The sequence below is a fragment of the Orbaceae bacterium BiB genome, from assembly GCA_036251205.1.
Lineage (GTDB): Bacteria > Pseudomonadota > Gammaproteobacteria > Enterobacterales > Orbaceae > Orbus > Orbus mooreae.
Genome location: CP133958.1, coordinates 2,122,594 through 2,134,940, shown reverse-complemented (window position 1 = coordinate 2,134,940; position 12,347 = coordinate 2,122,594). Strand labels below are relative to the sequence as shown.

General features: G+C 35.5%; 10 protein-coding genes. 6 read left to right on the top strand and 4 right to left on the bottom strand.

Going from position 1 to position 12,347, the window contains the following annotated elements:
* Positions 1 to 80 precede the first annotated feature (80 nt).
* The 3 genes from RHO11_09995 to gntR form a co-directional block, all read right to left on the bottom strand.
* Positions 81 to 1,058 carry a D-isomer specific 2-hydroxyacid dehydrogenase family protein gene (locus RHO11_09995; protein WVD60818.1) on the bottom strand — a complete coding sequence of 326 codons (978 nt, stop codon included), beginning with the start codon at positions 1,056 to 1,058 and terminating at the stop codon, positions 81 to 83.
* A gap of 209 nt (positions 1,059 to 1,267) precedes the next feature.
* Positions 1,268 to 3,097 carry a phosphogluconate dehydratase gene (edd, locus tag RHO11_09990; GenBank protein ID WVD60817.1) on the bottom strand — a complete coding sequence of 610 codons (1,830 nt, stop codon included), beginning with the start codon at positions 3,095 to 3,097 and terminating at the stop codon, positions 1,268 to 1,270.
* Positions 3,098 to 3,394: 297 nt separating this feature from the next.
* On the bottom strand, positions 3,395 to 4,393 hold the full coding sequence (gntR, locus tag RHO11_09985; GenBank protein ID WVD60816.1) for a gluconate operon transcriptional repressor GntR: 999 nt from the start codon (positions 4,391 to 4,393) through the stop codon (positions 3,395 to 3,397).
* A 267-nt stretch (positions 4,394 to 4,660) separates the two neighbouring features.
* Between gntR and RHO11_09980 the strand changes: the two genes are divergently transcribed.
* Entirely contained in the window at positions 4,661 to 6,559 is a 1,899-nt protein-coding gene (locus RHO11_09980; GenBank protein ID WVD60815.1) for an SLC13 family permease, read from the top strand.
* Here RHO11_09980 and RHO11_09975 read toward each other — a convergent pair whose 3' ends face one another.
* Entirely contained in the window at positions 6,560 to 7,051 is a 492-nt protein-coding gene (locus RHO11_09975; protein WVD60814.1) for a hypothetical protein, read from the bottom strand.
* 86 nt (positions 7,052 to 7,137) lie between these two features.
* Between RHO11_09975 and fmt the strand changes: the two genes are divergently transcribed.
* The 5 genes from fmt to RHO11_09950 all read left to right on the top strand — a co-directional run bounded on the left by fmt (position 7,138) and on the right by RHO11_09950 (position 12,337).
* Positions 7,138 to 8,097, top strand: a complete 960-nt coding sequence (fmt, locus tag RHO11_09970) for a methionyl-tRNA formyltransferase (protein ID WVD60813.1) — start codon at positions 7,138 to 7,140, stop codon at positions 8,095 to 8,097.
* 166 nt (positions 8,098 to 8,263) lie between these two features.
* The gene (gene rsmB / locus RHO11_09965) at positions 8,264 to 9,562 is read left to right on the top strand and encodes a 16S rRNA (cytosine(967)-C(5))-methyltransferase RsmB (protein WVD60812.1); all 1,299 of its coding nucleotides are present in this window, start codon (positions 8,264 to 8,266) and stop codon (positions 9,560 to 9,562) included.
* Between the two features lie 91 nt (positions 9,563 to 9,653).
* Positions 9,654 to 10,313: a hypothetical protein gene (locus tag RHO11_09960; protein WVD60811.1), complete on the top strand. Its 660-nt coding sequence runs from the start codon at positions 9,654 to 9,656 to the stop codon at positions 10,311 to 10,313.
* Between the two features lie 13 nt (positions 10,314 to 10,326).
* Positions 10,327 to 10,974 carry a hypothetical protein gene (locus RHO11_09955; protein ID WVD60810.1) on the top strand — a complete coding sequence of 216 codons (648 nt, stop codon included), beginning with the start codon at positions 10,327 to 10,329 and terminating at the stop codon, positions 10,972 to 10,974.
* Between the two features lie 82 nt (positions 10,975 to 11,056).
* Positions 11,057 to 12,337 carry a hypothetical protein gene (locus RHO11_09950; GenBank protein ID WVD60809.1) on the top strand — a complete coding sequence of 427 codons (1,281 nt, stop codon included), beginning with the start codon at positions 11,057 to 11,059 and terminating at the stop codon, positions 12,335 to 12,337.
* Positions 12,338 to 12,347: the final 10 nt, after the last annotated feature.

Sequence of the window (12,347 nt, the reverse complement as noted above, 5' to 3'; positions counted from 1 at the left end):
TCCGTAAAGTTAATATATTAAATAATGTGATAAAAATTCAGTTAATGTTGAAAAATATCATTAGTTCCGTAATTAAGTTGTTATGAAACAACACTAACTAAAGGAATATTACTGACAAGATTCTCGACATCACTTACACATTTATCACCCATTCCTTTTAAACATTCAACAGCATAAGCGGATGTATGTGGAGTAACCAAAACTTTTGCATGTTTGACAAGTGGATGATCATTGAAAGACGGTTCTTTATACATAACATCCGTCGCATATCCAGCAACAATACCATTATCTAATGCTTGCAAAAGAGCCTCTTCATTAACTAATTCAGCTCTTGCTGTATTGGTAATATAGACGCCTTTCTTCATTAAAGAAAACTGTTTTTGTTGTAAAATATGATAGCTAGTCTCATTTAAAGAGGCATTTAATGAAATCACATCAGCATGTTGTAATAGGTAGTCTAATTCGACGACTTCAATATTATGTTTTTTAGCCCAATCTAGGTCGACTTTAGGATCAACCACAAGAAGTCTAGCATTAAAACCATGCTTAAATATCTCAGCAACTCTGCTACCAATATTCCCACAACCAATTACACCAACAACTTTACCCGTAACATTCATACCGAGAAAAGTTGCACGTTTTGCCCATTCATTATTTTTGACAGCCTGCTGAGAATCGACTGTTCTACGAACTAAAGCTAATAAATTAGTTACTGCATTTTCAGCCACTGCATCTCTTTCGACTAGTGCTGGAACAATAGTCACAATCGTTCCGTGGGCTTTAGCCGCTATTACATCGACATTATTAAAACCGATACCATGACGGGATAGTAATAATAATTCATCTTTATGGTCAAAAAACTCTTTGTTGAAAAATGGGCGAACACTCGCAATAATAATATTAAATCCATGTAGAGCTTCGGCTAATTCTTTACCGTTGATATCATTATCAAAAGTGAAAGATTTAACTTCACCTATTTTTGTTAGACGTTCCATTTGTTCAGGAAAATATTTACCAAAACTACTAGAATTAACAATGGCTATTTTATAACGTTTCACAAGAAACTCCTTGTTTTTATACTACTTTATTGTACTTACTGTTTATTAACTCTTTGAAATCAATAAAAACCAATGAAACCAATATAAATTATCAAAAGATACCTAATTAACTACGAACTATGTTATCGGTAACCATATAGGGAATAAAAGCATTATTATAAAGATATCTTAAAAATAATAATGCAAAACAGATCACATATTCTCTATAATTAATGAATATCTTTATCTAACACATTAAAACTATCAGCCCCCTCTTCAGCAGAAGATAAACGGCAACGAAGAGTGTTGAATAATTCTCGACCAAAACCAATATAACTACTATCACAATTAATCGGCTTACATATTCGATGATCTAATTCAGATTGATCGACAAGTAATGTTATCTCGCCTGTTTTACCATTAATACGAATCAGATCCCCCTCTTCAACTTTACTGAGCAAGCCTCCGACATAGGCTTCAGGAGTAACATGAATTGCGGCCGGGACTTTACCAGAAGCACCTGATAAACGACCGTCGGTTAATAGTGCAACATTAAATCCTCGATCTTGTAATATACCAAGGGGAGTAATAAGTTTATGTAACTCTGGCATACCAATTGCTTGAGGACCTTGATAACGAACAACAACCACACAATCTTTATCTAATTGACCCGCTTTAAATTTTGCCTCTAAATCATATTGACTCTCAAAAATTACAGCTGGAGCCTCAATAATTTGATGTTCAGCTTCAACCGCAGACGTTTTCATAATTGCTCGTCCCAGATTCCCTGTCATCACTTTTAATCCACCATGAGAGTTAAAAGGTTTATCAATAGATGCAATAACTGTCTTATCTAAAGACTCTAATGGACCTTCACGGAAAATTAATTCCCCATTTTCTAATATTGGTTCTTGTGTATAACGACTTAATCCATGTCCGACAACAGTATTAACATCATCATGTAATAATCCACCTTTTAATAATTCTCGGATCAATACAGATGTTCCACCTGCAGCCTGAAAATAGTTAATATCCATAGGACCATTTGGATAAATACGGCAAAGTAAAGGGACAACATCAGATAATTGAGAAATATCATCCCAATTAATAATTATCCCTGCAGCCTTCGCCATTGACACTAAATGCATCGTTAAGTTTGTTGAGCCACCTGTCGCCAATAGTGCAACTAATCCATTAACGATAACTTTTTCATCAACTAAACGCCCCACAGGTAAATAGTTTCCTGATTGTTCAGTTAAACGAGTGATCTGTCTAGCTGCGGCATTCGTTAATTCCTGACGAAGTTGGGTCTCCGGTGGAACAAAAGCAGCACCAGGTAGATGAAGCCCCATTGTTTCAATGACCATCTGATTACTATTTGCTGTACCATAGAAGGCACATGTGCCTGTAGAGTGATAAGACTCCGCTTCAGATTCCAACAAATCAGCTCTTGTTGCTTTACCTTCTGAATATAATTGTCTAATTCGAACTTTCTCTTTATTTGGCAACCCTGTAGGCATAGGCCCTGACGGCACAAAAATAGCTGGCAGATGTCCAAATGCTAAAGCACCCACAAATAGACCTGGTAAAATTTTATCACATACACCAAGGTACATAGCACCATCGAACATATTATGAGATAAACTAATAGCAACAGACATCGCAATAACATCCCGACTCATGAGGGATAATTCCATTCCAGGCTCACCTTGAGTTACACCATCACACATTGCAGGTACGCCACCGGCCATCTGGCCCACGGCGCCAACATCATGCAATGCTTGACGAATCTGAGCAGGATAATGTTCGTAAGGTTTATGTGCAGAAAGCATATCATTATAAGAACTGATAATAGCAATATTACTTTTTAATAGATTTTTTAAATCACTTTTATCTTGACCACAACAACCAGCAAAACCATGGGCAAGATTACTGCACGGCAATTGAGCACGAGCTGTTTTATGGGCAGATAACGTCTCAATTCGTGCCAAATAAGCTTGTCGCGAAACTTTAGAGCGCTCAATGATACGCTGTGTAACGGCTTGAACAAATTTATTCACTTCTACCTCGAATAACTAAATCACAAAACCAAATGTTACTGGTAACGTATTTCTATTAGGCCATAAAATCAACTTATTCAACATGGAAATGTGACTTAAATCACATTTCAAGTAAAAAAAATGTAAAATAGTATTAATTTTAAGATTTATCAAGAATAACGCTAATAATAAAGAGTCATAGAATTCACATGAATGTTACAGGTAACAATCATGTGTTTCAAAAATACATTGATACCTCGAATAATAAAGAGAAAGCATACAAATATTAAATAGGTATAACAGTTAGTATATGAAAGGCTAGATACTTTCGCCTTCGAGAAAGGTGACCGGAAGATCGATAACTTTTTGGTTAATAACCTGACCACTAAGCCGTTTAAGTAGAAGTTCAGCTGCAACTCTTCCCATTTCAACTCGAGGAGTTAATACTGAAGCTAACCGAGGAGTAACAGCGTGACTGATATTGTGTCCATGAAATCCAGCGATAGATAGCTGCTCAGGAACTTTTATATTGAGTCGCTGACACTCAAACAAGACACCTAATGCTAAATTATCATTACTACAAAAAATACCATCAACGGTCGGACACTCTTGAAAGACTTGATGCAACAATTTTCCACCTAAAGTATAAGAGGAAACCTCTTTACTGGTTATAGTATAATTTGCTAATCCATGTTCACTCATTGCATCTATATAGCCTTTCTGTCTAATAACACTTCGTTCATCAGAGCGAGCACCAAAATAAACAATATTTTTTCGACCTTTATTTATCATCATATTGATCATCTGTTTAGCCGCTGAAAAATTATCAAATCCGACAGCCATATCAATACAAGGTGAAACACTATCCATGATTTCAACAATTGGAATATTGGCAATTTGTAACATTTTAAGTGCTGCAGGGGTGTGATGTCGTTCTGATAAAATAATACCATCAATATTATATGATAAAAGGGAACGTAATCGAGTCTCTTCTTTATTTTTATCATAAGCCGTATGAGCAATCATTGTTTGATATCCATGCTTATCGGTCTCCATTTCAATACCTTTTAAAACTTCGGCAAAAACATGGTTAGTTAAAGATGGCAGAAAAACGCCAATCGCATAACTTTTTGCATTAGATAAAATATCAGGAGCTTTGTTTGGTATATAACCTAACTCATCAATAATAAAAGCAATTTTCTGCCTAAGTGTTGGAGAAACAAGAGCGGGATCTTTCATAAAACGACTAATCGTCATTTTACTAACCCCAGCTAAATTAGCTATATCAAGAAGTCCGGTACGGTGCTTTTTATTCATATTTTATATACTTTTTTAATTAATCTTTGATATTCTATACATAATTTAGAACTTATTATCTATATTATATATTAAAGCTAAACCGAAAGTATTGGAATAAAATTATGGCATATGTGCGATTCGTCACACAACGCAGTCTCTATTCGTGCATAAATCGAATAAAACAGACCTAATCATTAATGATCACAAAACATCTCGGTTTTAACTTGCTCAAGATCATCCACTTACGGTATGATATCGCTAACAAACATATTATAAATAGATTTAATGTTGAAATCATCATCTATTAGTCAAGAATTGATTACCTTCATCCCTAATTCAATTTTAGAAAATTACCAATTATTAATTGTTTGTGGCCTACTATTCATCGTCATTATCTTATTCTCTTTTAGCAAACTCCGCATGGATATTGTCGCAATTCTAGCGATAACATCTATAATTATTACTGGTATTTTATCTCCAGCGGAAGCATTATCTGGTTTTAGTGATCCCAATATTGTTCTGATTGCTCTTTTATTTATCATTGGCGAAAGCTTAGTCAGAACAGGAATATCTTACCAAATGAGTGAATATATACTCAAGATTGCTGGAAAAAACGATATCCGAATTATAGTTCTAATTATGTTAGGCGTTGCACTATTGGGTTCCGTCATGAGCTCAACCGGCGTTGTAGCTATTTTTATTCCCGTTGTCATTAGTATCTCCTCTCGCTCAGGAATTCATGTAAAAAAATTAATGATGCCATTATGTATTGCAGCATTAATTAGCGGAATGACAACGTTAGTTGCAACACCGCCCAATTTAGTGGTAAACAGTGAGCTTGAGCGCGCAAATATAGCGGGATTTGGTTTTTTTTCAATTACACCAATTGGCTTAGGCATTCTTATCATTGGGATAATTTATTGTATCATTAGTCGTAATTGGCTAATTTCATCCGAGCAAGCCAATCAAACGGAAGAGTCACCTTCTCGGCGAAAAATTACCGATCTTATTCGTGATTATAAACTGACAGGAAGAGCACACCGGGCACAAATTTTAATGGGTTCACCATTTCTAGGAAGGACCCTTGATTCACTTCATTTAAGAAGTAAGCAGGGTGTTAATGTCATTGGTATCGAGAGATGGCGCAAATTTCGGAAAGTGTTAATACCTGTTAATGGTGCCACTGAATTTAGAGAAAATGATATTTTATTGCTTGATTTTGCTCATACAGAAGATGAATATCGCCAATTTTTAACAACAAATTTACTTGAACCAAAAGTATTGCGTGGCGAGTATTTTTCAGAGCAAGTTAAAGAAGTGGGGATGGCTGAAGTGGCTATTTTGCCAGACTCATCACTATATGGTAAGACATTAACTGAAATTGATTTTCGTAGCAAATATTTTTTAACGGTTATTGGTATCTGGCGTAATCATACCCCGCTAGAAACAACCAATTTATTTGAACAGAAACTCGAAATCAGTGACACGTTACTCGTCTGTGGAGATTGGGGATCTATCCGTAAATTACAATCGAAAACTAGTGATTTTGTCGTATTAGATTTTCCAGCCGATATTGATGAGGTCGCGCCAGCAAGTTCACAAGCCATCCCTGCATTAATAAATTTAGCCATCATGATTATTTTAATGGTAACAGGCATTGTAGCCAACGTAGTAGCCGCATTAATTGCTTGTTTACTCATGGGGGCAACTCGCTGCATTGATATGACAAGCGCCTACAAATCAATTCACTGGCCTAGTTTAATACTTATTATCGGAATGATGCCATTTGCAATTGCATTAAATAAAACAGGTGGAATCACCTTAGTATCTGAGTTACTTAAAGCACATCTCTATAGCTATGGCCCCTATGTTGTTCTGGCTTTTATTTTTCTACTGTGCTCATTTATTGGTTTATTTATTACTAATACCGCAACAGCTATTTTGGTTGCGCCAGTCGCCATTAATATCGCGCAAGCGTTTGAGTATTCACCTTATCCATTTGCGATGACCGTCGCAATCGCAACCTCGGCATCTTTTATTACCCCAGTTTCATCACCCGTCAAAACAATGATTGTTGCACCAGGTGGCTATAGTTTCAGTGACTTTGTTAAAGTTGGCGTGCCATTAACGATGTTAGTCTTTGTTGCAGATCTGCTACTTGTACCGGTCTTTTTCCCATTTTAGTCATTGAGATGAAACCCCAGCAACCAACTCTCGTTGTTTGGCTTTTTTCATCAACAAAAACCAAAAACCATTCAATATTCCGACAATAAGTACAATAGAGCCAAAAAGAAAACATGCCCAAATACCGAATATTAAATTAACCATCAAAAGTATCCCTATATCGGTAACACTAAATAAATCCATCGAGCGAACTTGAAAACTGGTAAAAACACCAATAAAAAAACCGCCTAAAAATGTAATAACAAAACAGCATAATAGTGAAATCAAAAATAAACTCATTGCCGAACGCAAATAATAACAACTTTTATAAAAAGCAATATAAAAAGTGATCACACACAAGCACGAAAAAATGCCGTCCAAAATTAAAAATGAGCTATCCCATTGGTGCCAAGTTTGCATATTTAGGATACCAAAATACGTAAAAAAAGCGTTACCAGTAATTAAATTAATGATCAGACCGGTAATAAATACCTGTTTAGTGGATAAATTCATTCTTTCAACCCTTTAATAAAGATTAGCGACATAAATTGCGTTATACTATCACCATATTAACTCAGCAAAAAATGGCGAGAATAAAAATGCCCCTTACACCAAATAATAAACCATTAAAAATTATCTTCGCTGGTACACCTGATTTTGCAGCAAAACATCTACAGGCGCTGATTAGTTCTCATCATCAAGTCATTGCGGTATTCACCCAACCAGACCGCCCGGCAGGTCGTGGAAATAAAATTACCGCCAGTCCAGTCAAACAATTAGCTTTAGAACATAATCTCCCAGTTTATCAGCCTGCAACATTAAAAAAGGAAGAAAACCAAAAAGTTATTCAAGGACTGGATGCTGATATCATGATTGTCGTTGCTTATGGCTTAATTTTACCTCAAGCAGTCCTTAATCTTCCGAAGCTTGGTTGTTTAAACGTTCATGGCTCACTATTACCAAGATGGCGTGGTGCCGCCCCAATTCAGCGCGCATGCTGGGCTGGAGATACAGAAACGGGCATAACGATTATGCAAATGGATGCGGGACTTGATACTGGCGATATGTTATTTAAGGTAACATGTCCAATCACAAGTAATGATACCAGTGCCTCTCTCTATGATAAACTCGCACAATTGGGACCCGATGCTTTACTCGAAACATTAACGCTAATTACTTCAGGAAAAGCCATTGCCCAAAAACAGGAACAATCCTTGGTAACTTATGCTGAAAAACTCTCTAAACAAGAGGCTAAACTTGACTGGCAATTATCGGCTGAACAGTTAGAACGCTGTATAAGAGCCTTTAATCCTTGGCCAATCAGCTATTTCGAAATCAATGGTGAACCAATCAAAGTGTGGCAAGCCAATGTTATTAACCAAAATAGCCAACAAGCACCTGGCACAATTTTACAAGCCAACAAACAAGGCATACAGGTTGCAACGGCTAAAGGTATTATCAATTTAACACAACTCCAGCCAGCAGGTAAAAAACCGATGTCTGCAGCAGATGTACTAAATTCAAGACAATCTTGGTTTGCTGTAGGTAACATACTTTAAGCAATTAGTACGATTATTTTCGTTATAATATTGCTGTAAAGTGTTATTTTAGTGTAAAAACGGATGTTCATAATGACGCAATTAATATCATATGCAGATAAAAATTCTTTACAGGCAAATTGATTGCGTTATGCTTACCACCATTAAATATTAAAACTTCATGAACATGACATCATCAACTAAATTTCAACCAGAAAAATATAATCTTCGCGCTTTTTGTGCACAAATTATTTTCGATGTCCTTGAAAAAGGCCATTCTCTTAGTGCGCTCTTAGCCACTTATAGCAATAAGGTGAACGACAAAGATCGAGCTTTAATGCAAGAGATCTGTTTTGGCGTGATGCGAGTACTACCAGAATTGGAGTTTTATACACAACAGCTAATGGATAAAGTATTTACAGGTAAAAATAGAGCAATTCATTACCTAATATTAGTGGGAGTTTATCAAGTACGCTATACTCGAATTCCAGAACATGCCGCTGCCAGTGAAACGGTTAACGCCGTAGTTAATTTAAAAAAACCATCGCTTAAAGGGGTCGTTAATGGGGTATTACGCTCCTTTCTACGTCAGCAAAGCGACTTAAAAGATCAGTTTATCCAGGAAGGAAATACAACGCTTCATCCGAGTTGGCTATTAAAACGAATTCAATCAGCTTACCCTGAAAACTGGTCTAATATCATCGAGTCCAATAATCAACGCCCTCCTATGTGGTTACGAGTTAATCGTCAACACTATACTGCAGAACAATATCAAACATTATTAGCAAGCTGTGATATTGCTTCAGAAAAGGATGAACAGATAAAAAGTGCGTTAAAATTATTATCGCCTTCTCCCGTTCATAAATTACCACAATTTGAGTTAGGCGTTGCAACTGTCCAAGACTTATCTGCACAACATGCGGCCTATTTACTTGCGCCACAAAATGGCGAAATCATTTTAGACTTATGCGCAGCACCCGGCGGTAAAACAACCCATATTTTAGAACTTGCACCACAAGCCGATGTGCTGGCTGTTGATATTGATGCAGAGCGCGTTAAACGTATTAAACAAAATCTTGAACGTCTACAACTACAGGCTGAAGTTAAAGTGGGCGATGGCTTAACACCAGAAGCGTGGATTAATGATAAAATATTCGACCGAATTTTATTAGATGCGCCTTGTTCTGCAACAGGAATAATACGTCGCCACCCGGATATTAAATGGTTAAGAAGAGATAGCGATATTAATGAACTCGCTAAATTACAATTTGAAATCTTAACTAAAATTTGGCCTTACCTTAAAGAGAATGGCATCCTTATTTATGCCACTTGTTCTATTTTACCAGATGAAAATAAAGTACAAATATCTCGTTTTTTAAATGACAATAAAAATGCTCAATTAATTGGTGAAATGCAACAGTTTCTACCTACTGAAAATGGTGGAGATGGTTTTTTCTATGCTAAATTACAAAAAATTAAACAATAAATGCATTTTGTAGCGATTTTTATTGTTAGTATTAGACGAAAAAAATGAATAAATGATAACATCACCCCAAAATAGAGTAGATTAGAAAAACATGAACTTAATTAACCATCGCTATTTTAGTTTAGCGATTACCCTTATAACCTGCGTTTTAGCATTATTAAGTAGTTTAACACTAAACTATGATTTTTTATTCCAATTCGTCGATGAAGGCGGATTTATTGAGACATTAACTGTTGTTTTTTACTTTATTGCCGCGTTATTCGCACTTTTTTATCCACAAAAAACAATTCGACTAGACTCCCGAGTTGCTATTGCAATCTTAATGTTAGCAATGCTTGCACGAGAAGCTGACCTACATAAAATACTCGGTATGAGTATGCTCAAAATTAAATTTTGGTTAACTAGCGAATCATCAATTAGCGACAAAATATTAGCCGCTATTATTCTGCTATTCCTCGCGTTTTCACTGTATATATTAATTCGTCGATCGGCTAAAACTTGGTTATTAGACTTAAAACTAGGTAAAACCTATGCGGTGACGCTATTTATTTTTTTTGCTGTTTTAGTTATTTCAAAAATTATCGATCGTTCAGTAAATATGATTTACGAAATAACCAATTGGATGGCACCGATTTGGGTAGTAGCAATACAGCTACCGCAGGAGGAGTATCTGGAGTGTTTATTGCCATTACTCATCATAGTAGCAATAACACAATACGATAATAGTAAAAAATTAAGTCATAAACTATAATAGGAAATAAGTAATGCAGTGGATAAAAAAGCAATATTCATCAGTCTGGTTAACCGTTTTCACAATACTATTAGCATTGTTGAGTTCAATTTTTTTAGATCATGAATGGCTACTTGATTTTGTTGATGAAGATCATTTTGTTGAAAATCTTACATTAGTTTTTTATGCAATAGCTATTGTATTTGTATTTATTTATAAGCTTGGTTCAATCAAATTTAGCTATCGTTTTGCATTAGCATTTATTCTATTTGCAATGATGGCACGGGAAGCAGACTTACATAAAATCTTTGGCATGAGTATGCTAAAAATTAAGTTTTGGTTAACAAATGCTGCCAATGTACAATCAAAACTACTCGCTGCACTCATTATTCTTGCTATTCTAATCGCGATTTTTTATATCATTTTAAATAATTATAAAACATGGCTTGTCGATCTCAAGAAAAGAGAAGCCTACGCAATTAGTGTATTTATGTTTTTTGCAGTTCTTGTGGTATCAAAGATTCTCGACCGTTCAGTCAATATGATTAATGAAATTACAGGTTGGATGGCTCCGCGGTGGGTTGTTGCTTTTCAACAGCCACAAGAAGAGTACTTAGAGTGTATTTTACCAATACTGATTATGATTGCAGTAATTCAGTATGTTGATAAGAAGTTAAAATAATTATATCCGATTAATGATTACAATTATTCGACTATGCTTCGCAACAATAGTTTTAATATCCTTAAGTGGTTGTGCAGCTTTCTTGGGATATAGAGAAAATCTCGACCAGTATGAACAACAACTGATTAGTCGTGATTGTAACTATACACCAATTGACGGGCAAATAAAGAGTGATCCTCTACTCTGGACTCTCAATGGAGGGGCCCTTGCTCGTCAGTGCAACGACTATCAAAAAAGCATTACTTATTTAGATCAGGCTGAAGCAATTTTTAAACAAAAAGAGACTGCCTTAGCGCTAAGCGCTGTCGGGCAATCCCTTGGTTCAATCCTAGTCAATAATAATGTTAATGATTACCAAGGCGAAAATTATGAAAAAATCATGATGAATGTCTATAAAGGTTTAAACTTTATGTCACTCAATGATTTTGATAATGCCAGAGTCGAATTTAATCGCGCCTTAGATCGGCAGCGGCGAGCAGCTGAATACTTCGAACAAGAAATAAATGAAGCTTATAAACAATATAATCATTCTGAATATGCAAAAGAGATTAATACCCATTCATTAACCAATAGCAATATTAAAAATTATCGAGGAGATATCTCACCTGAATTATTGTATCCTGATTTTATTAATCCATTTGCCACGTATATAAGTGGATTATTTTTCTATTTAGATCACGATTACAGTAAAGCGGAGGCGTTATTTAGACAAACAGCCCGTATGCTCCCGAACCAAAAACAGGTACAAGATGACTTAAAGTTAAGTACCCAATCGTCTAAACAGAAGCAAAACTACGTTTGGCTGATTTACGAAAATGGTCAAGGCATGCTTAAAAGTGCATTTACTTATCATTTCCCATCTTATCTGTTTACTGATAAAGTCATCACAACTGATATTACAGTTCCTACAATATATAAGCGTTCCTTGTCTTATCCTTATCTAAAATTGGAACAACAAGCTACCACTGAAATTGCGGATATGGATAACATTGTACAGCAAGAGTTCAAAAAGAAACTTCCCGCCATCATGACAGAAGCAATGCTAAATATGATAGCAAAATCGACAATACAATATACTTTAGAAGAGAAATTAGAAGAGTATGGCGGTAAATTTTGGGGATTCCTCTACCAATTGAGCACAGATACCGCAGATATTAGACAATGGAGAGCAATACCGAAAAATATCCAAGTCGCACGCATCCCGATTCAAGATAATACTGTCACAATATATAAACCAGACGGTACGATATTAACAAAAATTGATTATCTACAACCTAATAGCAATGCTATTATTTACATTAAATCCGAGATAGTAGATCATAATACTATTCACCTAATACAACAAAGCAGCAACACACAATAATAATGAGGCT